Source organism: Bradyrhizobium sp. CCBAU 53351, from assembly GCF_015291745.1.
Lineage (GTDB): Bacteria > Pseudomonadota > Alphaproteobacteria > Rhizobiales > Xanthobacteraceae > Bradyrhizobium.
The window spans coordinates 5,514,644-5,540,703 of sequence record NZ_CP030059.1 but is presented as its reverse complement, the minus strand read 5'-3'; the positions used below and the strand labels follow the sequence as shown (position 1 = coordinate 5,540,703).

Sequence of the window (26,060 nt, the reverse complement as noted above, 5' to 3'; positions counted from 1 at the left end):
TGAAATACGAGCCCCGGATCCCCTGAAAAACGCGGGCGATCTTGCACGGCGGGGGTAAAGGGCGCGTTAGATCGATCTCGCGCCGAAGGCCAGCGCAGGTTGCGCGCTACCGAAAATGGTTCCGGTCGCGTGCATTGGTGAGGCCGCGTTAACGATAAGCTGTCGCGCAAGCGGGCACATCGACCGCAAAGTCCTGCAAAGCTTCGGCTACGTTCTACTAACCATGCGCGCCGGCGCAGCGTCATGCCGCACCTCTCCCCGATGCAATGGGGAGAGGTGAAAGACAGCGTCCGATGGTCGCTACTTTTTTTCTAGCGCCGCGGTCTGCTTGGCGAGTTGCTTGTCGAACTCCTCCGACAGGCCCGACGCGTAGGTCGCGAGCTCGCCCGGTTTGACGAACGGGTTCGGCGCGCCGTCCTTCATCTGCGCACGCTTGGCCTGCATGCCATAGACCTCAGGATGGGGCCCGAGCAGGACGTCGACCTTCATCGCTTTCACCTTGGCGTAGGTCGCGCGGTAATCCTCGATGATGCCGGGATAGGTCGGCTGGCCGACCAGCCTGTTCAGTGCCACCGTGCCGCTGCAGAAGAACAGCACCTTGCGGCTCTGATCGGCGTCCTTGACGATCATCTCCCAGCTCGTGCAGCCCGGCGAATGGCCGGGCGTTGCATGTGCAATCAGCGTGGTGTCGCCGAGCGTCACGGTGTCGCCCTCCTTCACGACACGGTCGACCTTCACCGGTGGGAAGGCGAGGTCCTCGTTTTTCTCGTCGCCGGGATAGTAGCCGCCTTCGAGCAGCGGTTTGTCGCGCTCGCCGGCCACGAGCTGCGCGCCGGTCTCCTTCTTGAGCTCGGCGAAACCGCCGGTGTGATCGATATGCGCGTGCGAGTTCAGGATCATCTTGATGTCGGCAACCTTGAAGCCGAGCTTTGTGATGCTGTCCTTGATCGTGCCGGTGGACTGGGGCATCGCGGTGTCCATCAGGATGAGGCCTTGCGATGTCCTGATGACGTAGACGGCGATACCCTCGGTCCCGACATAGTAGATGTTGCCGATGAGCTGGAACGGCTCGAACGGCGCTGTCCACTTCTGCATGACCGCGGCGAGGAAATCCTTGAGGGTCTGCGCTTGCGCGCCCGTTGCGAACAAGGCCAGTGCGCACAGCGCGGCCGTCAGCTTCTTCATAGTTTGTCTCCCGGATTGTTCTTGTCGTTTTGATCAGGCACGGATGTGGCACCGGCCGGTGCGCAAGTTACGTCGCGACCGCCGTTACGGGCAACTGCTTCGCGCGCGGAAAATTTCAGATGTGTTGCAGGAATAACGGCGCGTCGGCTGAACGCCGCGCGGGACCGTTAGCGCCCGATCGTCACGCCGGCGGTCGAGCGCATGGCGTCCATAAGGCTCGTCGCGTTCTTGTCGTCGAGAACTTCTCGCGTCAGCACAGTGGTCTGACCGGGCGTGTTGAGGATCGTCTCGCCGCGCGAGGAGGACAGCCGGACGGCCTTGTAGGACGCGGCCGGATCGGTGGCGGGGGCCGTCGCATGCGGGTGGCGCGACCGGCTGCCGGGCGCCGCAACCGCGGCTTGCGAGACACAGAGGGCGGCGATCACGACCAGAAGCAACGAGCTCGTGCGCATAGGCGATCTCCCATGTCGGGATGTCAACCTAGCACGTCGCGGCGGTCGCTGCAGGCGAAAGGATCAGGCGAGAGCGGCCTGGCGTTCCCGCGCCGGTTCGCGGACTCGCTCGAGTTTCCCAGGCTCGGCGAGCTGGGTGAAACTTCGGTTGCTCGCCTGGGCGGGGGCCTCGATGATGACGCCCTCGCAGACGATCTGTCCGCCGAGCATCTTGAATTCTAGCTTGTCGTAGCGCTGCATGGTTTCGCCGGCCGCGGGCGGCAGCAGCCCGACGCTGCCCTGGATGTTCAGGGTGGCTTCGCCAGTGCCGTGAAGCCGAGGATTCCACATCCTGATCCCGCTTTCCGCCCAGCGCTGTCGGATCAGCGCGGCGCGATCGGCAGGCTCCGCGGGTCTCGAGCGAACTTTCGGCGGGCTGCGGACTTCCGGAGCTGGCGACACGCGCGCCGGAACCGGCGCGATGTCCGTGACGACGCTGGCCGCATCAGTGGAACCTCGCTCCACGACCACCGCCGCGACGGGCGCGGCAATATCCGCAGCTGCCGGCTCGATGGCCACCGCGTCGTCCGGCAAGGGATCGCCGTCGAAATCATTCTCGGAGGCAGGCTCGACCAGAACTTCGGCAGCGGCAGACGTAACGCGCGGCGCGCCAGCGGTTGGCTCAATATCCTCGCTGACGTCAGGGGTGCGATTGTCACTGACGACGAGGGCAGGGACGTCAGTCGGAGCGATCTCGACATCGGTGGACGATGGCGGTGCGTCCTCTGCAACAATGGGCTCGGCGTCAGTCGGGGGCGCGGGAGGTGGCTCGCTGCCGACCACGAGTTCGGCGGCGTCTACCGGTTCGCCGACAACCTCGACGGCGACCGGCTCCACGTCGGCGGCCTCGACTTTCGCCGGGGTCTCAACGACAGGATCGTGGCTGATCGCGGGTTCGCGAGCGCCTTCGGCCGCAGTTTCGATCTCGGTGGCCGAAGCCTCCTCGACGACCGGCGCGATATCGGACGGGATCTCCCGGGAGACATTGTCGCTGGCGACGGTGTCGGTTGGTGCTGCCGGCGGGCTCTCCGCGATGACGGAGATCGCGGTATCATCCTGGGTGGAGCGAGCCTCGTCCCGGGCCTCGTCGTGCGCTGAAGTCGTGCTGATTTCGGCAAGTTGAGTCGAAGCGGCTTCCGCGACGTCTTCGGCGACAACGACTTCGGCGACAGCGGCTTCGGCGTTGATGGGCGAGACGTCTGCGGCGACCGGCGTGACGTCGATGCTGCCGCTATGCGGCTCAGGCCGAAGCCGGGTGAATGCCCATTTCACCGCGGGGATGCGGCGCAGCAACGATATCAGTCTCGAAAGCACTAGGAGTTGTCCAAGAGGTACTCGGCGTGAGGCAATCGCTGATTCGCCAGCAATATGAAAAACTGCCCCGGCCGTCACATCCCTGTCAATCTAGGTGAGATCAATTGCAGAACATCCGCGCATTCGTCGCGTAAGTCAGCGAGTGACGTGTCAGCCGTCATGGCGAGGCGGCGATCGTCGCAAGGGCCACGGTTTGGCCGAACCAACGTGACCGCAATCACAGTACAACTACGCCGAAGCAGGCACGCTCTTTCCGAAACGGAAGGAGAGGGAACGTGATCCACAAGATTTGTCTTGCCGCGGTCTTTGCCGCTAGCATGGGCGCGCCGGTGCTCGCGGACGATCTCACGCGAAAATCGCCGCTCACCTCATTCCGCCCAATGCGGAGATTCACATCTCCTGGACCAGTCCTGCATCCGATCCCGAGGGCCGCGCGATCGAGGTGGTCTGCGGTGAGGTCACGGTTCGCAATCCCAGAGGCTTTTCGACATCGACGTTTGCCTATGTCGTCGACGACGACAAGCTTTGGCTGGCCTGGAAGATCGATTGGATGAAGGAACCGGAGTCGCAGGGCGTCCGCCGCGTAATGAGATATTGTCCCGGTCGTTGATCGACCCCCGTCGGTCCGTGGGAGGGGACGACGGTCCCCTCCCGGGATCCTCGACCTTCCGACTATTTGCCGGCACCGCCGCCGGCGCCCGCGCTGCCGCCGGCCTGGCTGCCCATGTTGTTGGTGTTGGTGCCGCCGGCCGATGGCTGCTGCGCACCCTTGCTGTCGCTGGCCTCGTTCTGCATGTTCGACGAACGTCCGGTCGTCATGCCCTTGGTGGCGGGGCCTCGCGACGAGGGGCCGACGTCGCTCTGGCTGGAGGCGCCGGGAGCCGGTTGTGTCTGCGCGACGGCGCCACCGGTCGCCAACGCCATGATGCATGCCGATGCCAAGATGAGCTTCTTCATTGGATTCTCCTTGACTTTACATCTCAGATAATCCGGCTGCGCCAGCGACGTTCCTGCCGCTTTGTGGCCGCTCGCTCAACTCCATACGGCCTTACGTCGGGGTTCCCGTTTTCGTCGCCACGGGCTATTCAGAGCCGTCATTGTTTGTCCGGGAATGCCGCATGAGGAAGATCATCGCCATCGGAGCGCTTCTGCTCTGGTCCACCATCGCGTTCGCGCAGGATCGCACCATCACGGTCGCTTCGACCACCTCGACGGAACAATCAGGGCTGTTCGGCCATCTGCTGCCGCTGTTCACGAAGGCCGAAGGCATCGGCGTGAAGGTCGTCGCCGTCGGCACCGGCCAGGCGCTGGACGTCGGCCGACGCGGCGATGCCGATGTCGTGTTCGTCCATGACAGGCCTGCCGAGGACAAGTTCATGTCGGAAGGGCAGGGCGTGAAGCGCTTCGACGTCATGTACAACGACTTCATCATCATCGGCCCAAAGAGCGATCCTGCCAAGATCGCCGGCGGCAAGGACGTCACGGATGCGCTGCGCAAGATCGCGGCGGCGAAGGCGCCGTTCATTTCGCGCGGCGACAAGTCCGGCACGCACGCGGCCGAGCTGAGGTTGTGGAAAGAGGCTGGGGTTGATCTCGGTGCGGGCAAGGACAACTGGTACCGCGAGATCGGCCAGGGCATGGGCCCGGCGCTGAACATGGCCTCGTCGTCGAACGCCTATCTGTTGTCGGACCGCGGCACCTGGCTGTCGTTCAAGAATCGCGGCGAGCTCGCCGTCCTGACCGAGGGGGACAAGCGGCTTTTCAATCAATACGGCGTCATGCTGGTGAATCCCGAAAAGCACCCGAACGTGAAGGCGAAGGACGGGCAGGCCTTCGTCGACTGGCTGGTCTCGTCGAAGGGGCATGATGCGATTGCCGGCTACAAGGTCGGGGGCGAGCAGCTATTTTTCCCCAACGCGTCCCACTAGCAGGAAGGCGATTGTCGACACCGCCACGCTGAGCGCGAGCAGGATCAGTCCGAGTCCGAGCGCCAGCGGCAAGTCGCCCTTGCTGGTCTCCAGCGCAATCGCGGTCGTCATCGTCCGGGTGAAGCCGCGGATGTTGCCGCCGACGATGATGATGGCGCCGACTTCCGCGATGGCGCGCCCGAACGCCGCGAGAAAGGCCGTCAGCAGCGAGGTGCGGCCGAGCGCGAACAGGAGCGCCATGCTGCGCAGGGCCGACAGGCCGTCGATCCGTGCGAGGTCGCCATACTCCGCCCACAGCAGGCTCGCGGGCCGGTGCACCAGCGCTACCACGATCGGCGTGGCGAGCAGCGTCTGCGCGATGATCATGGCGGCCGGCGTGAACAGCAGTCCGGCCGCCCCGAGCGGGCCCGACCGCGACAGGAAAAGATAGAGCGCGAGCCCGACCACGACCGGCGGAAGGCCGAGCAGCGCATTGGTCAGCACGATGATCACCTGCCGCCCGCGGAAACGGGTGATCGCGAGCAAGGCCCCGATCGGTGCGCCGATTATGAGGGCAATGACGCCCGCGGTCAGGCTGACGCGAACCGACAATGCGACGATGCCGAGCAGCTCGGCGTCGGCTTCGCCGATCAGCGTGAACGCAGCGCCAATGGATCGGGCGAAGTCGTTCATCCGCGTCGGGACGTCGGCGCCAGCGGGAGTGCCTCGGGAGCGTCGGGGTCGGGACTGCGAAGGCTATGCACGAAAAATTCCCTGCGAGGATTCTGGTGCAAAGCACCTTGTGGCTCCGCCTGCTGCTTGGAAGGTTTCCCGCCGGCAGGCCGATCACAACATACTCACATGGAGCGGTTTGAAAACTGAATTTAGCCTGGTCGCGTTCGGCTTCAGCGCTTGACGACGCTCGTCGAAGCCGAGACCGTCGGGGTGACTCTAAGGCTCTGCTGCCAGTAGCGTTCGACCTGATCGACCAGGGTGCGTGGGAGCGGGACGTAGTTGAGCGTCTCGGCCTGGGATTTGCCGATTTCGAGCGACCAGCGGACGAAGTCGATGGCGGCTGCGGAGCGCTCCGGATATTTCGGCGCCTTCGGCATCAGCGCGAAGGTCGTCGCGGTGATCGGGTAGGCGTCCTGACCGGGCGCGTTGGTGAGCACGAGATGGAAATCCGTCTCCGCTTTCCAGTCCGCACTCGCGGCCGCGGCCTGGAACGATGCGCCGTCGGGCACGACGAAATTGCCGGCACTATTCTGCACGAGCCCGAAGGAAATCCGGTCGAGCCGTTGCAGCGCGTAAGTGTATTCGAGATAGCCGATCGCGCCGGGGACCAGGCTGACGAGTGAGGCGACGCCGTCATTGCCCCGACCGCCGAGGCCAAGCGGCCACTCGACCGAGGTGCCTTCACCCACGCTCGCCTTCCATTGCGGGCTGACCTTCGACAGATAGTTCGACCAGTTGAACGTCGTGCCGGAGCCGTCGACCCGGTGAATTACCGTGATCGGCGCGTTGGGCAGGCTGATATCAGGGTTGATCGCGCCAATGGCCGGATCGTTCCAGGATTTGAGCTTGCCAAGGTAGATGTCGGCGAGCAGCTGGCCGGTGAAGCGGAGCTGGCCGGGCTTGATGCCGTCAATATGGACCACCGGGACGACGCCTCCGATCACGATCGGAAATTGCATCAGTCCGAGCCTGTCGAGCTCCTTCGGCTCGAGTGGCATATCGCTGGTGCCGAAATCGACGGCTTCCTTCTTGATCAGGTTGAGGCCGATGCCGGAGCCGACCGCTTGATAGCTGACGATGTTTCCGGTCTGCGCCATGTACGCGTCGGTCCATTTCGCCATCACCGGCGAAACGAAGGTCGAACCGGCGCCCTTGATCTCTGCTGCCAGGCCCTGCGTTGCGACGAGCAGAGCGGCGAGGATGACGGGGAGCTTGATGTGTTTTTTCATGGTCACGATGCTAACGGGCGAGCCCCGCGGCTGATGTGGGTTATGTCACAAGAGAATTGCGAGGCATTCGCGGTGGGCTGGGTGCATCAATTACATCGCGTCGCGCGAGTGTCGCATCGTCCGATCGGTGTAGGTCGATGGCGATCGGAAGCGCGCCGGCGTCGGCCGTTTGTCGTGGGCGCCGGCGGAGCCGGAGCAAATCCAGGGGCGAACTGCCTGCCAAACGCCCAAACGGGGCCCGTTCGCGGCCGAAAGGCCGCTTTATTCCCGCCATGGATGCTTTAAGGAAGGGGCAGGATCGGGTCGCTGCCGCCTGGCGGCGGTGCTAGACCCTGGTGCAGGAACAATGGGCGGGGCCGGCCTGGCACGCTCGCAAGGATGAAGGATAAGAGGCAATGATCCAGACCGTTGGCATCATCGGGGCAGGGACCATGGGGAACGGCATCGCGCAGATCTGCGCGGCGGCCGGGCTCTCAGTCGTGATGGTCGACATTTCCGATGCGGCCGTGAACCGCGGGCTTTCGACCGTTGGCGGCAGCCTCGAGCGCCTGGTCAAGAAGGAGAAGATGTCGGCAGCCGATCGCGATGCCACGCTCAAGCGCATCACCGGCACAACCGACCGGGCGAAGCTTTCGGATTGCGACCTGGTCATCGAGGCCGCGACCGAGAACGAAGAGCTCAAGGTCAAGATCCTGAAGGACCTCTGCGCCAGCTTGTCGCCGCGCACGCTGGTCGCGACCAACACCTCGTCGATCTCGATCACCAAGCTTGCTGCCGCGACCGACCGTCCCGACCGCTTCATCGGCATGCACTTCTTCAACCCGGTGCCGGTGATGGCACTGCTGGAACTGATCCGCGGCCTGCAGACCTCGGACGACACTCACGCCAAGGCCCTCGATTTCGCCCAGCGCGTCGGCAAGGTGGCGATCACCGCCAAGAACAGCCCGGGCTTCGCCGTCAACCGCATCCTGTGCCCGATGATCAACGAGGCAATCTTCGCGCTCCAGGAGGGGATTGCGACCGCGGAAGAGATCGACGCCGGCATGAAGCTCGGCTGCAACCATCCGATCGGGCCGCTGGCTCTGGCCGATCTTGTCGGGCTCGACACCATGCTTTCGGTGATGGAGGTCTTTTACAAGGGCTTCAACGATCCTAAATATCGGCCAGCGCCGCTGCTGAAGGAAATGGTCGATGCCGGCCATCTCGGCCGCAAGACCGGGCAGGGCTTTTACAGCTACGGCGCCTGATCTTGGTAATTTGCGCTGCGACAAAGACGGGCGTCGCGCATTGTCTCAGCATAGACGCGAGTGTCCTTCCTTCTCCCCCTTGTGGGAGAAGGTGGCGCGAAGCGCCGGATGAGGGGTTGGTTCCGCAGGCTCAAATGCTTGAGGCGTAAGCGGAGAGATACCCCTCACCCGTCTCGCCGCTATGCGGCGAGCCACCCTCTCCCACAGGGGGAGAGGGAAAGACGAAACGGGCGAAGAGAAATATGTCGGATCGACTGAAGGCCGAGCGCGAGGCGGCGGCCGCACGGCGGAACCTGTTGACCCAGGATGCGATCGAGCGCACCGGGATCACCGAGGAGATGATCGGGGAACTGGTCACCCGCTTCTACGGACGCGTGCGCGAGGATGCAGAGCTGGGGCCGGTGTTCGCCGCCGTGCAGAACTGGGACGAACATCTCGCCAAGCTCAGGGATTTCTGGTCCTCGGTCGTGCTGATGAGCGGCCGCTATCACGGCTCGCCGATGCGGGCGCATCTGCCGCTCAGCCTGGTTGCTGGCCATTTCGATCGCTGGCTCGATCTGTTCGAGCAGACCGCGCGCGAGGTCTGTCCGCCGCCGGCAGCAGAATTGTTCATCGACAAGGCGCGCCGCATCGCCGACAGCTTCGAGATGGCGTCCGCAACCGTTGCCGGTTCTATCGCCGCGCCGCGTCACGTGCTCAGGTCCTGACGCCGACCGACTGCCTGCAGAGTGTGCAAGCATATCGCGTCGCGTTTGCGCAGCGCGACGAATAGCGCGCTGCACCAATTCCGACATCATCGGTCTGATCTGCAAAATCATCATGCCGATCGCGCCACGTGACGTTGAAACCGCGAAAACGCGTTTGATTGCATTCAGCCTTGCTCAATCAAAACGAGCAAAGCCATATTGATGCATTGCGGCGCCAATTCTTCGCCTTGTTTTTGGCAGAGTTCCAGCGCCTGCTTGTGAACATGTCCCGCGCATCGTTCACGACCGACTCCTCATCGTCCGAGAGCTCCACGGAACCAAACGCTGACGCATGCAGTGAGCAGACGCGGCGAACCGTGCTGCTCGGCGCGCTCGTCGCCACCGCCTGCCTCGGTTGCTCCGCGCAGGCGCGCGCGGATGAGGATCCGCCCGGCTCCGACGAGCGGCCCCAGAAGGGCGATGTGCTCGTCTTCTCCGAAGGCGACAAGGAAGGAAAACTGATCACCGCGGCCGACCTGCCGGCCGGCGGACCGCCGGTGCATGCCTGGCCAAAGGATCCCAAGACATCGGTGGTGCGCAGCGCCTCCCGGCTCAACGAGATCCTGATCATCCGGCTCGATCCCGCCGAGCTCGACGAGAAGACCGCCGCGCGCGCCGTCGACGGCATCATCGCCTATTCCGCGATCTGCGCGCATGCCGGCTGTCCCGTCACCGCCTGGGTGAAGAGCGATGTCGGCGACAAGGAGGTGTTCAAGTGCATGTGCCACAACTCCGAATACGATCCTCGTGCGGGCGCACAGGTCGTGTTCGGACCGGCGCCGCGGCGGCTCGCGGCGCTGCCGCTCGCGCTCGCTGACGGATCGCTCACCGTCGCCGGCAATTTCATCGGAAAGGTAGGTGGCGCGCAGCCAGGATGACGGACGGTGCGGGCCCTGAGCCCGCGTCACGAGAGGTCGTATCCGCCGACGGCGGACGACGGGACGAACGACAAGAATTCAACACAAGAATTCAAACGGATGAAAAAGGGGAACGTCCATGAACACTTCCAAGACCAGGAAGCAATTCTACCTGTCCGGCTTCGTCGCCTTCACCTGCCTCGTTTCGACCGCCGCAATGGCTGGCCCGATCGAGAGTTATTCGCCGGTCACGGCGCAGCGGCTGGAAAATCCGGAGCCGAGCAACTGGATGCTCTACCGGCGCACCTATGACGGCCATGGCTACAGCCCGCTCGAGCAGATCAACACGTCCAACGTGAAGAACCTCACGCCGGTCTGGACTTTTGCCACCGGCGTCGTCGAAGGCCACGAGGCGCCGCCGATCGTCAACAACGGCGTGATGTTCGTGGCGACCCCGATGGGGCAGGTCATCGCACTGAATGCCAAGACCGGCGACGAATACTGGCGTTACAAGCGGCAGCTCCCCGACGATCTGTTCCAGCTGCATCCGACCAGCCGCGGCGTCGGCCTCTGGGAGGACAAGCTCTTCCTCGCCACCACGGACGACCACGTCGTCGCGCTCGATGCCAAGACCGGCAAGGTGGTCTGGGACACCAAGGTGCAGGACTACAAGAAGGGCCAGTACATGACCCTGATGCCGTTGATCGTCGACGGCAAGGTGATCGTCGGCGGCTCCGGCGGCGAGTTCGGCGTGCGCGGCTATGTCGCCGCCTATGATGCCAAGGACGGCAAGGAGCTGTGGCGGACCTTCACCATTCCGGGCGAAGGCGAGCCGGGCCATGAGACCTGGCAGGGCGACGACTGGAAGAACGGCGGCGGTTCGGCCTGGATGACCGGCAATTACGACAAGGAGACCAAGACGATCTATTGGGGTGTCGGCAACGCCGCGCCATGGCCCGGCGAGACCCATCCCGGCGACAATCTCTACACCTCCTCGGTGCTCGCGCTCGATCCCAATACCGGCAAGATCAAGACCCATCACCAATATCACCAGAACGATTCCTGGGACTGGGATGAGGTCGAGGCGCCGATGCTGATTGACCTGCAACGCGACGGCCGCAACATCAAGAGCCTGGTCCATCCGGGCCGCGACGCAATCTTCTGGGTGCTCGAGCGCACACCGACCAAGATCAACTATGTCGCCGGCTGGCCGTTCGTCTCCACCGACGTCTGGAAGGGCATCGAACCCGAGAGCGGCAAGCCGATCGTCGACCCCGCGCACAAGCCGGTGATCGGCAAGCGCGTCGAGTTCTGTCCGTCGCTATGGGGCGGCAAGGACTGGCCGTCGGCGGCCTACAGCCAGAAGACCGGTCTCGTCTATGTGCCTGCCAACGAGAACTTCTGCGGCGGGTTCACCGGCGAGAAGGTCGCGCTCAAGCCGGGCGAGCTCTGGCTCGGCACCAAGCCGGAGGACATCGGCCTGAAGACGAAGCCGGGCGCGGATCATTTCGGCGAGCTGCAGGCTTGGGATCCCGCGACGGGCAAGAAGGTGTGGCAGCACAACTTCCCGAAATCGCAGCTGTTCGGCTCGGTGACGGCGACCGCGGGCGATCTCATCTTTGTCGGTGGCACCAACGACCGCAACTTCCGCGCCTTCAACGCCAAGACCGGCGAGCTCCTCTGGGAGCAGAAGACCAACTCCGGCATCATGGGCATGCCGGTGTCCTATGAGATCGACGGCACCCAATACATCGCGATTCAATCGGGATGGGGCGTGGACGCGCAACGCATCCAGGACGCGCTGGTGACCAACAACATCGGCATCGAAGCCAATGTGCCGCAAGGCGGGGTCATCTGGGTGTTCGCACTGAAGAAGTAGCTCCGCGGGCGGATCGAAGATAGCGGAGCAGCAGGGGGGTGGCGAATGCGGCGGACGGCGGCGTCCGCCGCATTCTAGTTTATAGACGGCCTCGAACGCGCTGACTTCCCTTCTCCCCTCATGTCAGCCGAAGCCTTGGCTGCCCCCACAAGGGGAAGGGCGCATTGATGCAGAGCCGTCAGATAGCTACTTTCCCTGACGATCGACCTTGTCCTTTTCCTTCTGGTTCATCTCCTGAACCTTCGGATCGGGATTGTGCTGTCCGGTGGTCTGGGTGGTCGAGGCGGGCGGGGCGTTGGCGTTTGGCAGCGAGTTCTGGTCGGGCGTGGTGGGGCGCGTGGCCGTGGTCGGCGGCGTCGTATTGCCTTGGGCGAATGCGCCGGAGGCCGTCACAAGAAAGGCGCCCGACAGCGAGACTGCGAGCGCCCTTGAGATGTTGGTCATCGATCTGCTCCTGTCAGATCGATGGAAACGGCGCGAGACGGCTTGTGTTCCGTCTCGCGCTTCTGTTTCGTCTTACGCCTCCAATTGCTTGCCGATCGGAAGCGAGCGGATACGTTTTCCCGTCGCCGCGAAGATCGCGTTGATCAGCGCCGGCGCGAATGGCGGAACGCCGGGCTCGCCGACGCCGCTCGGCGGCATGTCAGGTCCGGGCGGCACGATGTAGACGTTGGTCACCGCAGGCGACTCGTCGATCCTGACGACCTGGAAGTCGTCAAAATTCTTCTGCTGCACCTTGCCGTCCTTGAAGCTGATCTCGCCGTATTTGGCGAGGCTCAGCCCCATGATCGCGGCGCCCTCGATCTGCGAGGCAATGCGTTCGGGATTGACATAGGTGCCGCAATCGATCGCGGTGTCGACCCTCGGCACCGACAGCTTGCCCTTGTCGTCCACGGCGACCTCGACGATGGTCGCGATGTAGCTGACGAAGCTGCGGTGCACGGCGATGCCGAGGCCGTGGCCCTTCGGCAGCTTCCGGCCCCATTCGCCCTTTTCGGCGACCAGCTCGACCACCTTGCGCAGGCGCGCGGTGTCGATCGGGTAGCTGTCCTGGGGCTCGCCATAGTTCCAGAGGTCTTTCACGTTCGGCTTGACGATGCGGGGCGAGCCGATCAGCTCGAGCAGCATGTCTTTCTGGTCGCGCCCCGTCGCCTGCGCGATCTCGCCGACCATCGACTGCACCGCGAAGGCGCGCGGGATGTTGGAGACCGAGCGGAACCAGCCGATGCGGGTATGCGCGGCGGCTTCCGGATTCTCGCAGGAGATGTTGGCGATCTCGAACGGCATGTCCGCGAGGCCCATGCCGACCTCGAACGGCGCCTGGTGCACGGTGCCGGCCGCGAAGGTCGAGGCGATGCTGGGAGCCACGCTGCGGTGGCGCCATGCGATCACCTTGCCGTTCTTGTCGAGGCCGGCCTCGATCCGCTCGGCCGAGACCGTATGCAGGAAGCCGTTACGAATGTCGTCCTCCCGCGTCCATTGCACCTTCACCGGCGCGCCGAGCTCCTTCGACAGCAGGGCAGCCTCGAGCGCAAAGTCGCATTTCGACTTGCGGCCGAAACCGCCGCCGAGCAGGGTGACATTGACGGTGACGTTTCCCTCGGGAATGCCGAGCGTCTTGGCGACGTCGTCGCGGGTGCCGCCGGGGCTCTGCACCGGCGCCCAGATCTCGGCCTTGTCGCCCTTGACGTCGGCGACCGCCACCGGCGGCTCCATGCTGACATGGGCAAGATGCGGGATGTAGTACTCGCCGACGATCACCTTCTCGGCGCTCTTCAGGGCGGCATCCGCATCGCCCTCCTTGCGCACGACGAGGCCCGGCTTGCGCGACGCCTCCTCGAGTTCCTTGCGGTAGGCGGCCGAATCGTACTTGGCGTTGGCGCCGTCGTCCCAGGTCAGCTTCAGTGCATCCCGGCCCTTGATCGCCGCGCCGGTATTGCGCGCGATCACGGCGACGCCGCCGAGCGGCTGGAACTTGGACGGCCACGGCCAGCCTTGAACCTTCATCACCTTCTCGACGCCGGGGACCTTGAGTGCCGCGTCCGGATCGAACGAGACGAGCTTGCCGCCGGTCACCGGCGGGCGTGCGATCACGGCATATTTCATGCCGGGCAGCCGCACATCGGCGCCGTAACGCGCCTTGCCGGTGGTGATGTCGTGGAGATCGACGATGCCGATCTGGCCTTTGGTCAGGTAGCGGAAATCCTTGGGGTCCTTCAGCTTGAGGCCTTCGAGTGCGGGCACCGATTCCTTGGCGGCATCAGTTGCGAGCTCGCCGAAACCGAGCTTGCGGCCGCTGGCGCTGTGGACGACCTCGTGATTGACGGCCTTGACCTCGGTCGCCGGCACGCCCCAGCGCTTCGCCGCGGCCTGCTCCAGCATGGTGCGGGCGGAGGCGCCGATCTGGCGCATCGGGATCAGATAGTGACGCGTGCTGCGCGAGCCGTCGGTGTCCTGGTTGCCGAACTTCACTTCGTCGCCATGGGCCTGCTGCACCTTGACCCTGGACCAGTCGACTTCCATCTCCTCGGCCACGATCAACGGCAGGCTGGTGCGCACGCCGGTGCCCATTTCCGAGCGGTGCCCGACGATGGTGACGATACCATCAGGCGCGACCGAGACGAAAACGCGCGGATCGACCACGACGCCGTGCGGCATCTTGCCGGCACCGGTTTCATAGGCCAGCGCCTGGCGCGACATCACGGGGGCGGCGAGCACGAAGCCGCCGGTGACGCCGAGCCCCTTCAGGATGCTGCGGCGCGAGACTTTCTCGACCCTGACGTGCTTCTCGAAACCGCGAAGCTTGCGGGGATTGTCGATGAAATTCATGTCACACTCCCGTCGATGCGAGATGGACCGCGTTCTCGATGCGCTGGTAGCAGCCGCACCGGCAGATGTTGCCGGACATCGCCTGGCGGATCTGGTCGTGCGAGGGCTTGGGGTTATCCATCAGAAGCGCCGCGGCCTGCATGATCTGGCCGGCCTGGCAGAAGCCGCATTGCGGCACGTTGACCTGGCGCCAGGCCTTTTGCACCGGATGGTCGCCGTTCGGATGCAGCCCCTCGATCGTGGTGACCTCGCGTCCGGCAACGTCGTTGATCGACGTGATGCAGGAGCGCACCGCCTCCTTGTCGACGATGACGGTGCAGGAGCCGCACAGGGCCTGGCCGCAGCCGAACTTGGTGCCGGTCAGCCCGGCCTCGTCACGCAGGAACCAGAGTAGCGGGAGATCCGGGTCGCCGTCCCAGCTCTGTTCCTGGCCGTTGATCTTCACCTTGATCATGATCATCCCTCGCTCTTCATAAGCATGCCAAATTCAAAACGCGCCGACGCCTGTCGGCGCAGTGCCAGTTGCGTCGCATCCCGGCCCACGCTCCTGCACGGGCAGATCCCGGCAGCGGGCAGGAAGGCGAATCTCGATGATCGGATGTGTTCGATACCTCCCGTTCTTTGTTCTTGATTGATTGTATTCGCGCGGCATCGTGACGGCGCGATCGTAACGGGATCGCGCCTGCCCGGCGTTCACAGCCGAGTGTTCTCACGGGGAAAAGTCTGCATCGATGGTTTGTCAAAAGCAGGGCGCGTCAGCGCGCTGCGTGGAGTCGCGTTCGCAAATGGGGCTACGATGAAAAAGGCTTCGTCCGCCAGAAAGACTGCACGGACGAAGCAGGATGCCTCAGTCGAGGGAGGGAGAAACGCAGGGGCCGGAACTTCAAGAGGGAAGTTGGCGGCGCTGCGCAGTCATTCAGAGACCAGGACTGAGGGAGCTCATCACCCTCGTCGACGCGTCGGTTGCAGAGGCGGCATCGCCGCATTGGTCCTGAAGCGCGGACCAATCCGGCTCGCTGGCGGAGGTCGACGCCAGCGAGCACGGGGAGGTCTGGCCGAAGCTCTATGGCCCGGCCAGCTCAGGGGGCCTTGCTAGGCGGCCTTGGCTTTGGCGACATGGGTCGCGATCGCATCCATCAGGGCCGGCGACAGGCAATCATAGGGCTCGAGCCCGATTTCCTTCAGCCGCGAACGAATGCCCGCCATCTGCTCCGGCTTCACGCCGGATTCGATCACGGAGGAGACGAAGGCGGCGAATTGCGGCGCTTGCGAGCCCTGCTCCTGGAACAGCTCGGGATGGACGAAATCGAGACCGTAGAACGGGTGGCCCTTGTTCTCGATCCGGCCGTACATGTGGGTGCCGCAGGCCTTGCAGGCGTGGCGCTGGATCACCGCGGAAGGATCGACGATCTGGAGCTTGTCGCCGTTCTCGAGCACGGTGACGTTCTGGCGCGGGACCACGGCAACGACCGAGAAGTTCGCGCCCTGCGGCTTCCAGCATTTGGTGCAGCCACAGGCATGATTGTGGGCGACGTCGCCCTTGATGCCGACCTTGACCGGATGATCGCTGCATTTGCAGACGAGCGTGCCGCCGGCAAAGCTGCCGCTGCCCTGTTTGAGGCCGTTGTCGATCGAGGGATGGAGTGCAACAGTCATGGGTCGATCCTCCTTGGGGTGACGGTTTCGAGCTAGAACACGACGACTGAACGGATGGATTTGCCCTCGTGCATGAGGTCAAAGCCCTTGTTGATCTCCTCGAGCTTGAGCACGTGGGTGATCATCGGATCGATCTGGATCTTTCCGTTCATGTACCAGTCGACGATCTTCGGCACGTCGGTGCGGCCGCGCGCGCCGCCGAAGGCGGTGCCGCGCCAGTTGCGCCCGGTGACGAGCTGGAACGGGCGGGTGGCGATCTCCTTGCCGGACTCGGCAACGCCGATGATGATCGAGGTGCCCCAGCCGCGATGACAGGCTTCCAGCGCCTGGCGCATCACCGTGGTGTTGCCGGTGCAATCGAAGGTGTAGTCGGCGCCGCCGTCGGTGAGGCCGACGAGATGCTGGACGATGTCGCCGGTGACCTTCTTGGGATTGACAAATTCGGTCATTCCGAACCTGCGGCCCCAATCCTCCTTGGCATCGTTGATGTCGACGCCGATGATCTTGTCGGCGCCGGCCATCTTGGCGCCCTGGATCACGTTGAGGCCGATGCCGCCGAGGCCGAACACGACCACGTTGGAGCCGGGCTCGACTTTCGCGGTGTTGACGACGGCGCCGACGCCGGTCGTGACGCCGCAGCCGATGTAGCAGCTCTTGTCGAAGGGAGCATCCTCGCGGATCTTGGCGACCGCGATCTCCGGCAGCACGGTGAAGTTCGAGAAGGTCGAGCAGCCCATGTAGTGGTAGACCGGCTTGCCCTTGTAGGAGAAGCGGCTGGTGCCGTCGGGCATCACGCCCTTGCCCTGCGTCGCGCGGATCGCGGTACAGAGATTGGTCTTCCGGCTGAGGCAGCTTTTGCACTGCCGGCATTCCGGCGTGTAGAGCGGGATGACGTGGTCACCCGGCTTCACCGAGCTCACGCCGGGGCCGATCTCGCGGATGATGCCCGCGCCCTCGTGGCCCAGGATCGACGGGAAGATTCCCTCGCTGTCGAAGCCGTCGAGCGTATAGGCGTCGGTATGGCAGATGCCCGTCGCCTTGATCTCGACCAGGACTTCGCCGGCCTTCGGACCTTCCAGATCGAGCTCGACGATCTCGAGCGGCTTCTTGGCCTCGAAAGCGACGGCGGCACGTGTCTTCATCGTAAACTCCTCAGATTCTCATCGGGCGCCAAGAGGTCGTCTCGGCAATCCCAGTAGCGTTCACTTCTTGCCCATGCAGGCGTCTTCCGCCTTGGTGTAGGCCTCTGTCTTCTCCTCCTTCTTGGAGGGACGCTGCCGGCCCCACGCTTCAGTGGAGCGGGCGCGCAGATAGACGTACAGATCGTCCATGTAGCAGGCGACGTTCGGGTTATCGCCGAAGGCCGGCATGACGTTCTCCTGCGCGGTCGAGACGTTCTTGCGACCGGAGGCGACCACGCCGAGGAAGTCGCCATAACTCATCGACTTCACGGAATCCTTGAGCGCTGGCGCGTAGGTGGAGCCCATGCCGTCGGGGCCATGGCAGACGTGGCAGTCGGAATGATAGCGGCGGTATCCGGAATAGGTGAACCAGTCCACGGTGCCGTCCGCCGAAATCTTGTAGGTCGGTGTTCCCTCTTTATCGAGCCACTTTCCGTCGTCTTCCTTCTTCACGGCGGTCGGGTCGCCCGGACCGTCCGCGACAGCAATTCCTCCGGACGCAACCAAGATCGTCGCAGCAATGACAGAGCAGATTTTACGCAAGAGATTTATCCTCGAAGGAGCCCGGGGGAGACGAGCCGGCGCGTGGACTTGATCCACGCGCCGGAGCGATGATGATGGGCCTAGTTCGGCAGCGAGAACACGGTCAGCGTGCCGCCGAGTGCCGTGTAGTTGCTGAGGGCTGCGTAGCCACCGACTGCGCCGAGACCTGCGGTCGGATCGGTCAGACCGGCCGCCAGACCGATGCCGGCCCAGCCGCCGACGCCGGAGAGCACTGCGACGTATTGCTTGCCGCCGTTCTCATAGGTGGTGACGTTGCCGATGATGCCGGAGGGAGTCTTGAACTTGTAGAGCTCCTTGCCGGTCTTGGCGTCGACCGCCTTCAGATAGCCTTCGAGCGTGCCGTAGAACACCACGCCGCCGGCGGTTGCGAGCGCACCCGACCAGACCGAGAACTGCTCCTTGTTCGACCAGACGATCTTGCCGGTCTTGCCGTCCCAGGCGATGAAATTGCCCATGTGGCTTTCACCCTGCGGCGGATACATCGAGAGCGTCGCCCCCACATAGGGCTGGCCCGCGGTGTAGCTCACCTTGAACGGCTCGTAGTCCATGCAGACGTGGTTGGTCGGAACGTAGAACAGCTGCGTGTCCGGCGAGTAGGCTGCCGGCTGCTCGTCCTTCGTGCCGAGCGCGGCCGGGCAGATGCCCTTCACGTTGTGGTCCTCGCCCGCCTTGTCGGTCGAAGCTGCGTCGAGCACCTTCGGACGACCATAGGTCGGCGAGTTCTTGTCCATGTCGACGCCGGAGGTCCAGTTCACCTTCGGATCGTACTTTTCGGCGACCAGCAGCTCACCGGTGGCGCGATCGAGCGTATAGCCGAGGCCGTTACGATCGAAGTGCGTCAGCAACTTGCGCGGCTGGCCGTTGATCGACTGATCCGAGAGGATCATCTCGTTGACGCCGTCATAGTCCCACTCGTCGTGGGGCGTCATTTGATAGACCCACTTGGCCTGGCCGGTGTCCGGGTTGCGCGCCCAGATCGTCATCGACCATTTGTTGTCGCCGGGACGCTGCTTCGGATTCCAGGTCGAGGGGTTGCCCGAGCCGTAATAGAGCAGGTTCAGCTCGGGATCGTAGGAGATCCAGCCCCAGGTCGCGCCGCCGCCGATCTTCCACTGATCGCCTTGCCAGGTCTTGAGGCTCGAATCCTTGCCGACAGGCTTGCCGAGCGCGGTGGTCTTCTCCGCGTCGACCAGGATCTGGTCGTCCGGTCCTTCCGAATAGCCGCGCCAGGCCAGCTTGCCGGTCTTGATGTCGTAGGCCGACATATGGGCCTGCACGCCGAACTCGCCGCCCGAGATGCCGATCATCACCTTGTCCTTGATGACCATCGGGGCCGAGGTGCCGGTCTCGCCCTTGCTGGGATCGCCGTTCTTGGCGGTCCATGCGACCTGACCGGTCTTGACATCGAGCGCGACGAGGGTGGTGTCGGCCTGATGCAGGAAGATCTTGCCGTCGCCGTAGGCAAGACCGCGGTTAACCGTGTCGCAGCACATCACCGGGATGACGTTCGGGTCCTGCTTCGGCTCGTACTTCCAGACGATCTTGTTCTCCTGCGAAAGGTCAATGGCGTAGACCTTGTTCGGGAAGGGCGTGTGGACGTACATCATGTTGCCGATGATCAGCGGGCCGCCTTCGTGGCCGCGCAGCACGCCGGTCGAGAAGGTCCAGGCCACCTGGAGCTTGCCTACGTTTTGTGCGTTGATCTGGTTGAGCTTGGAATAACGGGTATTGGCGTAATCGCCGGTCGGCATCACCCAGTCTTTCGGGTTCTGCGACATCTTGAGCACTTCATCATTGGCTGAGGCGCTCCCGACGGCGAGCGCCGCCGCTGAGCCGAGAAAGGTCGCCAGTAGCACCTTGCGCATAGTCATTCCTCCGTTGGTCTCGTTTATTGTTTCCGTAGCAATATCGATTCACCGGGCTTCTCGTCCGGCGTCTGCTCGTGCAGGGCGGTCACGATTGGGACCAGAAACGATGCTGTGCTGTTTCCTCCTCCTGATGAGAGCCACGGGTCCACGTGCAGGAGCGGCCCGTTCTTGTTGTTCCTGCCGCAATCCCTAACGACTTCGTCACCGGGAAACTTGCCCAAGAGAGAAGCCGGTTTGCTCGACAGCGCACGGCGGAAAAGAATTTGATTTTGCAGTAGCGAATTCAGCGGCTTCCGCGCGGCATCACGGCCCCTCTCAACGCTCAGGTTCCCCTTGACGGCGCTGCAACTAAGGCGGAGGATTAACTTTCAAGGGTGGCAATGGAACGATGGCGCTCGTGCCAAAAGACCGCTCAAATTCGAGGTAAACGTCACGCAATTACGGCCGAGGGCTCCGGCAGCGCTGGTCGCGATTCGCGTCGAACTCCGGATCAACCAGTGGCTGGATTAATGTCCGACACCATTCACACGCTCTCGACGACCGGCATGACGCCGAAGCGCCAGATCCAGAGCTGGATCGACGGGCTGACGAGCCTGTGTGGGCATTTCGACGTCGATCCGCTGGAGGCCTCGTCGCTCGAAGGTCGTATCGACTACACGAGCGTCTCGCGCCTCAAGCTCTGCCAGATCGAGGTGAGCCAGCATCGCCTCGCGCACACGCTGGCGCGCGCCAAGGCCAATGAGCACCCCTACATCAAGATTCACTTCCAGACCTACGGCGTGTCCTATTTTGAACAAGAAGGCCGCCACATCGAGATCAACCCCGGCGACATCATCGCCTATGACGTCTCCTGCCCGCATTCGATCATCAGCCCGGCCTTCACCCGTCACGACGTGGTGATCGTGCCAAAGGCGCTGCTGCGAGACCGTGGATTCCCATCGCAGCGGATGCCCGCATGCAAGCTGTCGGCGAAGACAGGCACGGGGCGGATCGCCCACGATTTCGTCCATGCGACCTTCGACGAAGCGGCAAAGCTGTCGGCGAACAGCGCGGTCGGCGTCGCCGATTCGCTGATTGACCTGCTGCTGCTGCCGCTGCGCGAAGCCGACACGATGTTCGACCGGGTCGGGCCCGAAGCGATGTATGTGCGCGCGCAGTTCTTCATCCGCGAGCACCTGCGCGATCCGGATCTGTGCATCGACCAGATCTCCGCCGAGCTCGGCTGCTCCAAGCGCTATCTGCACATGTTGTTCTCGGAACGCGGCACCACGGTGAGCGACTACATCTGGCAGGCGCGCTTGCAGAACTGCCGCCAGGAGCTCGAGGCTCACGCCGGCAAGACCATCACCGATGTCGCGTTCTCCTGGGGCTTCTCCAGCTCATCGCATTTCAGCCGGGTGTTCCGGAAATACTTTGGCGTGGTGCCGTCCTCGATCCACAAGGCGCAGCAGGGCGTCGCGAGTTCGGGCGAGCATTAGGCGGGCGCCGGAGTCGCCCCGGTGATCACGCCGCTCCGGCGACCAAATGCCGGTTACGCCGATGCCGCAATGTAGGGAATGCTGACGAGCAGGGCGGCAAGCAACACGGCGTTGCAGAGCATTCCACTCCAATGCAGCCGCCGCAGCCGACCCGCGGCATCGGTATCGCCGGCTTCGCCGGCGTTGAGCTGCTCGTCCATCCGCTGCATGAACCAGCGGCGCCCGCCGATCGCAAGAGCTGCAAGCAGGCCGACGCCGATCGCGGCGAGCGGGCGGCCGTCGAGCAGCAAAGCCAGTGTCGCGACGATTCCGGCAACGCGCATCACCAGAAAATGGGCGTTGAACATGCCGCGCAGCAACAGCGCGACCGGCCTTATATCAAGCTTCACCAGCAGGAAGGCGGGCGATGCCAGCGTGAAATAGCCCATCGGAAAAAGCAGTATGACCATAACGGCGACGGCGACTGCATCCGGTGTCATGCGATCGGCCCTAATTGTCCGCCCCAGGGGGGGCTTGCGGCGGTGGCGCACAATCATAACGTGAAATTGCGCTTCCGGCACTAGGCTTTGGTCGGAAGCCGGCCCGGCAGGACGGCCGGCGCGCGCGCCTCGGGGCTCAGGCCGGTTCGAGGCCAAGTGATTTCGCGCTCTCGATCCAGACCGGCAGTTCGCGCTGATACAGTTCGTTGGTCTCCTTGAAGCCGATGGCGGGCTCGAGCACGAAGGTGGCGAGTACCTCTTTCACTTTCGGATCGTTGTTGGCCGCGACGCAGAGCTCCGCCAGGCGGTCGATGACGGCTTGCGGCGTTGCCTTGGGCACGGCCCAACCCGAAAAGCCGCTGACGGTGAAGAATTTCGAGGTCGCGCCCTGCTCCGGGAGGGTCTTGACGGCGGGGATCGCGTCGACCTTCTTCGAATGCACCGCGAACACTGTGCCGCGGTCGCTTTGTAGGACCGATTGTGCCGCCGTGTAGCTTCCCATCGCGACATCGAGCGTGCCTTCGAGCATCCCGGTCCACATCGGCGCCTCGCCACGGTAATGGATCGGCTCGATGTTGAGGCCGTACTGCTTGTTGAGCTCGTTGATCGTCATGTGCGGGGCCGAGCCCGCGCTGTAGGTGCCGAAGTTCACCTTGCCGCTCTTGCGCGCGAAGGCGACGAAATCCTCCAGCGTCTTGACCCCAGTCTTCGGATTGGCCACCAGCAACAGGCCGGCGCCGGGAATGACGCTGACGAGCGTCAGGTCCTTGTCCATGTCGTAGCCGGGATTCTTCATCACCACGCGGTTCATGATGTAAGTGGTCGAGATCGAGCACAGCATGGTGTGGCCGTCGGGCTCGGCGCGGGCGACCTCCGCCGTGCCGATCGCGCCGGACGCGCCGGGCTTGTTCTCGACGACCACGGTCTTGCCGACCTGCTTGGAGATGAATTCGCCGTAGGCGCGCGCGAGCAGGTCGGTCTGCCCGCCGGCGGGATAGCTGCAAATCATGCGAATCTGCCGCGACGGCCAAGTGCCTTGTGCCGAGGCGCTGCGCGAGACGAAAGGCATCGCGAAGGCGCCGGCTCCGGCGGCGATGAAGTGGCGGCGATCGATTTTCTTGGACATGATTCTCTCCCGGTTCCGGGCAGGGTACTGCACCAGGCTGGCGCCGCCATCGGCGTCAGGCGAGACAGATTGGCGCATTCGCTACGGCGTCGGTCTGAGATGCGGGAGCAGAGTTCGTGCACCGGACGCGGCGCAGCGCTCCTTCAGCCGCGCGGCACGGCGCGCCGCACCGCGTCCGGGATACGAGAGCCTCACCGCTGGATGATCTTGGTCCAGACGTCGCCCAGAATGGCGGGCTCGCGCGGCGGCAGATAGGTGAGGCCGGCCTGCCTGCCGAATTCGGCGATCCTGCCTTCGGCCGCGAGGGCGCTCAGCGCCTTGTTGACGGCCTCGATCAGCGCGCCATCGCCGGCAAGCCCGACATAGCCGCGATTGGCGCCGATCGGATAATAATAGCCGGACGCGGTAAGCGCCGTATCGGGGTGCGCGGCGCGATGGGCGTCGAAGCGCGCGAGGTCGATCAGCGTCGCGTCATGGTCGCCGCGCTGGAGCGTGCCGAGCAGATCGTCGCGGCCGGGGACGAGATGGGTGATGCTGTCGATCAGCCGCCCCTTGTCGAAGGTCATCAGGATGGCATCGCCGAGCGAGCCGCTTTCGATGACCAGGCGAAGCCCGGCGAGATCGCCGATGTCGCTGATCTTGCGGCCGCCTGCCTTCGGCCCCAGCACCACCGTCATCGGCGAATAGACGTAAGGCAGGCTCGGCGCGAGCACGCCGAGCGCGACGCGGCGCCGCCGATCGTCGCGCGTGGCCCCGGCGAAGTCGGGCAGGCGCGCCGTCTTCATCCCGGGGACGACGAGCGAATCCTGCGTCAGCGCGTAGCCGCCGACGAGCGAGCAGCGCCCGTCCGAGAGCAATGCGTTGGCCTCGAGCTGGGGGCTCGAATCCTCGTCCAGCTTGCTCTCGAACCACTGGATCGTCAGCGTTCGTCCGAGCCGCTCCGCCACCGACTGCGCCAGCAGCACGTCGAAGCCGGCGTCCGGCTTGCCGCGGTGGTGCGCCGAGAGCGGCGGCCGGTCCTCGTCGAGACAGATCCTCAGGGGATCGTCGGCCGCGAGCGCGACCGATGATGCCATCGCCGAAAGAAGCGCCGCGACGCTCCACGCAGCCCGCCAGCCCCTCATGGCTTCCTCCGGCTGGAGATGAAGGCCCAGAGGTCGCCGATCTGGTCGTCGCTGAGAATGTCGCCCCAGGGCGGCATCCTGTTGTTCTTGCCGTTCTTCACCGTGGTGACGAAGCGTGTCTTGTCGTCGGGGAAGACGCGCAGGTCCGGCGTGATGGTGCCGGAGTTCATCAGGTTCGGGCCGTGGCAGTGCGAGCATTTCTCGGCATAGGTCGACTTGCCGTGGTCGATCTGCGCCTGCATGGGATTGCCGGTCGGCTCGTCGGAGGCGCGAACGGTCGCCGCAAGCGCGACCGTCAGCACCAAGGCGGCGGCGAAGACCGCCGCCGTCTCGTGTGACATTTCTCTCAGCATCATGCCGCGGATTACTGCTTGACCGCGAAGACCCACAGCGAGCCGCCGGGCGGCACCTTGGCAAGTCGCTCGTCGCCGGAGAACAGCGAGTAGACGCCGCCATAGCCTGATGTCACCGCGACATATTGCACGCCATCCTGCTGCCAGGTCACCGGCTGGCCCTCGATGCCGGACCCGGTCTGGAATTGCCAGAGCTTCTTGCCGGTGTCGGCGTCGAAGGCCTCGAACTCGCCGGTCAGCTGGCCCGAGAACACGACGCCGCCGGCGGTCGACAGCACGCCCGAGAAGCGCGGAATGTCGCTCGGCGCTTCCCATTTCGACTTGCCGGTCATGGGGTCGATCGCCTTGAGATGACCGCGCGGGCCGTCGTCGAACTGCCAGGGATCGGTCAGGTCCATGCCGAGATACCATTCACCCTGCTTGAAGGTGACGGGCTCGGCCTTGTACTTGCCGCCGAAGTTGAGGGTGTTGGCGTAGGCCAATCCGGTCTGCGGATTGAACGACATCGGCTCCCAGTTCTTGCCGCCGAGGATGGACGGGTAGACGGTCACCTTCTTGCCCTCGCGCGCATCCTTGGCAACGTCGGTCTCGATCGGCTTGCCGGTCTTCATGTCGACGCCGGTCGCCCAGTTCACCTTCACGTAAGGGTTGGCCGCGAGCAATTTGCCGTTGGTACGGTCGAGCACGTAGAAGAAGCCGTTGCGGTTGGCATCCATCAGCACCTTGGTCGGCTTGCCCTCGACGTTCATGTCGGCGAGGACCATCTCGGCCACGCTGTCATAGTCGAACGGATTGTTCGGCGAGAACTGGTAGTGCCACTTGATCTTGCCGGTCTTGGGATCCATCGCCAGCACGGAGCAGGTGTAGAGATTGTCGCCGGGACGCACCGCCGAATTGAACGGTCCGGGATTGCCGATGCCCCAATACACCGTGTTCAGCTCGGGGTCGTAAGACCCCGTGATCCAGGTCGAGCCACCGCCGAGCTTCCAGGTGTCGCCTTTCCAGGTGTCACCGCCGGGCTCGTCCGGCGAGGGGATCGAATGGGTACGCCAGAGATGCTTGCCTGTTGCCGGATCCCAGCCGTCGATGAAGCCGCGTGTGCCGAACTCGGCGCCGGAGATGCCGGTGATGACGACGCCGTCGGCAACCAGCGGAGCCACCGTCATCGAATAGCCTTCCTTGATGTCGGCCGCCTTCTGCCGCCACAGCTCCTTGCCGTTCTTGGCGTCGAGCGCGATCACGTTGGCATCGAGCGTGGTGCGGAAAACCTTGCCGTCATACAGCGCCGCGCCGCGGTTGATGATGCCGCAGCAGACGATGCGCGGCGTCTCGGCGGGATATTCGACCTTGGTTTTCCAGATCTGCTTGCCGGTCTTGGCGTCGACCGCCATGGTCGCATTGTGCGAGGTCACGTAGATCACGCCCTGGTACACCAGCGGCTGCGATTCCTCGCTGCGATCGTCGTTGAAGGAGTAATTCCAGACCGGGACAAGGTTCTTGACGCTATCCTTGTTGATCTGGTTCAGGGTCGAGAAGCGCTGCAGATTATAGCCCATCCCGTAATTGAGAACGTTCGATGTATCAGTCGCGCCCTTGACCAGCTGCTCGGTGGTCTGTGCGCTTGCACAAGTCGATGCAAGCATGACGAGGCTCGCGGCCATCGCAAAGCGTTTCATCCGTTCCTCCCAATATGCGCGCCTTTTGACGCTGCGGGAGCAACACTCCGTCGGAAACCAAAACGCGTCAATACGAAAGTCGCACGTGTCGTGCCGATATCTTTGAACGCCGGCGATGGTCACTTTAGGGAAACCT

Annotated in this window: 24 protein-coding genes; 6 read left to right on the top strand and 18 right to left on the bottom strand. The window is 64.0% G+C overall.

Annotation, left to right across the window (positions count from 1 at the left end; genetic code table 11):
• Window positions 1-300 precede the first annotated feature (300 nt).
• From blaBJP to XH83_RS26340, 4 genes are all read right to left on the bottom strand, one after another.
• On the bottom strand, window positions 301-1,185 hold the full coding sequence (blaBJP, locus tag XH83_RS26355; protein ID WP_194403597.1) for a BJP family subclass B3 metallo-beta-lactamase: 885 nt from the start codon (window positions 1,183-1,185) through the stop codon (window positions 301-303).
• A gap of 167 nt (window positions 1,186-1,352) precedes the next feature.
• The gene (locus tag XH83_RS26350) at window positions 1,353-1,637 is read right to left on the bottom strand and encodes a TonB-dependent receptor plug domain-containing protein (protein WP_194403596.1); all 285 of its coding nucleotides are present in this window, start codon (window positions 1,635-1,637) and stop codon (window positions 1,353-1,355) included.
• A gap of 63 nt (window positions 1,638-1,700) precedes the next feature.
• Window positions 1,701-2,969: a hypothetical protein gene (locus XH83_RS26345; RefSeq protein ID WP_194403595.1), complete on the bottom strand. Its 1,269-nt coding sequence runs from the start codon at window positions 2,967-2,969 to the stop codon at window positions 1,701-1,703.
• 693 nt (window positions 2,970-3,662) lie between these two features.
• Entirely contained in the window at window positions 3,663-3,947 is a 285-nt protein-coding gene (locus tag XH83_RS26340) for a hypothetical protein (RefSeq protein WP_194403594.1), read from the bottom strand.
• Between the two features lie 161 nt (window positions 3,948-4,108).
• Between XH83_RS26340 and XH83_RS26335 the strand changes: the two genes are divergently transcribed.
• Entirely contained in the window at window positions 4,109-4,918 is an 810-nt protein-coding gene (locus XH83_RS26335; RefSeq protein ID WP_194403593.1) for a substrate-binding domain-containing protein, read from the top strand.
• On the opposite strand, the gene XH83_RS26330 is transcribed toward XH83_RS26335, so the two are convergent.
• On the bottom strand, window positions 4,892-5,590 hold the full coding sequence (locus XH83_RS26330) for an ABC transporter permease (RefSeq protein ID WP_194403592.1): 699 nt from the start codon (window positions 5,588-5,590) through the stop codon (window positions 4,892-4,894). The genes XH83_RS26335 and XH83_RS26330 overlap by 27 nt on opposite strands.
• A gap of 212 nt (window positions 5,591-5,802) precedes the next feature.
• The gene (gene pstS / locus XH83_RS26325; RefSeq protein WP_194403591.1) at window positions 5,803-6,861 is read right to left on the bottom strand and encodes a phosphate ABC transporter substrate-binding protein PstS; all 1,059 of its coding nucleotides are present in this window, start codon (window positions 6,859-6,861) and stop codon (window positions 5,803-5,805) included.
• Between the two features lie 395 nt (window positions 6,862-7,256).
• Here pstS and XH83_RS26320 point away from each other — a divergent pair, with 395 nt between their 5' ends.
• The 4 genes from XH83_RS26320 (at window position 7,257) to XH83_RS26305 (ending at window position 11,590) form a co-directional block, all read left to right on the top strand.
• Entirely contained in the window at window positions 7,257-8,108 is an 852-nt protein-coding gene (locus tag XH83_RS26320; RefSeq protein WP_194403590.1) for a 3-hydroxybutyryl-CoA dehydrogenase, read from the top strand.
• A gap of 242 nt (window positions 8,109-8,350) precedes the next feature.
• The gene (locus tag XH83_RS26315) at window positions 8,351-8,815 is read left to right on the top strand and encodes a group III truncated hemoglobin (protein ID WP_194403589.1); all 465 of its coding nucleotides are present in this window, start codon (window positions 8,351-8,353) and stop codon (window positions 8,813-8,815) included.
• 263 nt (window positions 8,816-9,078) lie between these two features.
• The gene (locus XH83_RS26310; protein WP_194403588.1) at window positions 9,079-9,732 is read left to right on the top strand and encodes a ubiquinol-cytochrome c reductase iron-sulfur subunit; all 654 of its coding nucleotides are present in this window, start codon (window positions 9,079-9,081) and stop codon (window positions 9,730-9,732) included.
• Between the two features lie 118 nt (window positions 9,733-9,850).
• Entirely contained in the window at window positions 9,851-11,590 is a 1,740-nt protein-coding gene (locus XH83_RS26305) for a methanol/ethanol family PQQ-dependent dehydrogenase (RefSeq protein WP_194403587.1), read from the top strand.
• A 186-nt stretch (window positions 11,591-11,776) separates the two neighbouring features.
• Here XH83_RS26305 and XH83_RS26300 read toward each other — a convergent pair whose 3' ends face one another.
• The 7 genes from XH83_RS26300 to xoxF5 all read right to left on the bottom strand — a co-directional run bounded on the left by XH83_RS26300 (window position 11,777) and on the right by xoxF5 (window position 19,685).
• Window positions 11,777-12,034 carry a hypothetical protein gene (locus XH83_RS26300; protein WP_194403586.1) on the bottom strand — a complete coding sequence of 86 codons (258 nt, stop codon included), beginning with the start codon at window positions 12,032-12,034 and terminating at the stop codon, window positions 11,777-11,779.
• Between the two features lie 72 nt (window positions 12,035-12,106).
• The gene (locus tag XH83_RS26295) at window positions 12,107-14,419 is read right to left on the bottom strand and encodes a molybdopterin cofactor-binding domain-containing protein (protein ID WP_194403585.1); all 2,313 of its coding nucleotides are present in this window, start codon (window positions 14,417-14,419) and stop codon (window positions 12,107-12,109) included.
• A 1-nt stretch (window position 14,420) separates the two neighbouring features.
• Window positions 14,421-14,873, bottom strand: a complete 453-nt coding sequence (locus XH83_RS26290; protein WP_194408411.1) for a (2Fe-2S)-binding protein — start codon at window positions 14,871-14,873, stop codon at window positions 14,421-14,423.
• Between the two features lie 638 nt (window positions 14,874-15,511).
• Complete coding sequence (gene gfa, locus XH83_RS26285; RefSeq protein WP_194403584.1) at window positions 15,512-16,075, bottom strand: S-(hydroxymethyl)glutathione synthase; 564 nt, start codon at window positions 16,073-16,075, stop codon at window positions 15,512-15,514.
• 32 nt (window positions 16,076-16,107) lie between these two features.
• Window positions 16,108-17,217, bottom strand: coding sequence for an S-(hydroxymethyl)glutathione dehydrogenase/class III alcohol dehydrogenase (locus tag XH83_RS26280; protein ID WP_194403583.1), 1,110 nt, complete (start codon window positions 17,215-17,217; stop codon window positions 16,108-16,110).
• Between the two features lie 60 nt (window positions 17,218-17,277).
• Complete coding sequence (locus XH83_RS26275; protein ID WP_371746153.1) at window positions 17,278-17,799, bottom strand: c-type cytochrome, methanol metabolism-related; 522 nt, start codon at window positions 17,797-17,799, stop codon at window positions 17,278-17,280.
• Window positions 17,800-17,879: 80 nt separating this feature from the next.
• Window positions 17,880-19,685 (bottom strand): lanthanide-dependent methanol dehydrogenase XoxF5, encoded by a 1,806-nt coding sequence (gene xoxF5, locus XH83_RS26270; protein ID WP_194408409.1) that lies wholly within the window; start codon window positions 19,683-19,685, stop codon window positions 17,880-17,882.
• Between the two features lie 512 nt (window positions 19,686-20,197).
• Here xoxF5 and XH83_RS26265 point away from each other — a divergent pair.
• On the top strand, window positions 20,198-21,166 hold the full coding sequence (locus XH83_RS26265; protein WP_194403582.1) for a helix-turn-helix domain-containing protein: 969 nt from the start codon (window positions 20,198-20,200) through the stop codon (window positions 21,164-21,166).
• A 53-nt stretch (window positions 21,167-21,219) separates the two neighbouring features.
• On the opposite strand, the gene XH83_RS26260 is transcribed toward XH83_RS26265, so the two are convergent.
• From XH83_RS26260 to XH83_RS26240, 5 genes are all read right to left on the bottom strand, one after another.
• Entirely contained in the window at window positions 21,220-21,645 is a 426-nt protein-coding gene (locus XH83_RS26260) for a hypothetical protein (RefSeq protein WP_194408408.1), read from the bottom strand.
• Window positions 21,646-21,781: 136 nt separating this feature from the next.
• Entirely contained in the window at window positions 21,782-22,771 is a 990-nt protein-coding gene (locus XH83_RS26255; protein ID WP_194403581.1) for a tripartite tricarboxylate transporter substrate binding protein, read from the bottom strand.
• A 191-nt stretch (window positions 22,772-22,962) separates the two neighbouring features.
• The gene (locus tag XH83_RS26250; RefSeq protein ID WP_194403580.1) at window positions 22,963-23,895 is read right to left on the bottom strand and encodes an ABC transporter substrate-binding protein; all 933 of its coding nucleotides are present in this window, start codon (window positions 23,893-23,895) and stop codon (window positions 22,963-22,965) included.
• Window positions 23,892-24,248, bottom strand: coding sequence for a cytochrome c (locus XH83_RS26245; protein WP_194408407.1), 357 nt, complete (start codon window positions 24,246-24,248; stop codon window positions 23,892-23,894). The genes XH83_RS26250 and XH83_RS26245 overlap by 4 nt, the downstream gene beginning before the upstream one ends.
• An 11-nt stretch (window positions 24,249-24,259) precedes the next feature.
• Window positions 24,260-25,924 carry a methanol/ethanol family PQQ-dependent dehydrogenase gene (locus tag XH83_RS26240; protein ID WP_194403579.1) on the bottom strand — a complete coding sequence of 555 codons (1,665 nt, stop codon included), beginning with the start codon at window positions 25,922-25,924 and terminating at the stop codon, window positions 24,260-24,262.
• Between the last annotated feature and the right edge of the window lie 136 nt (window positions 25,925-26,060).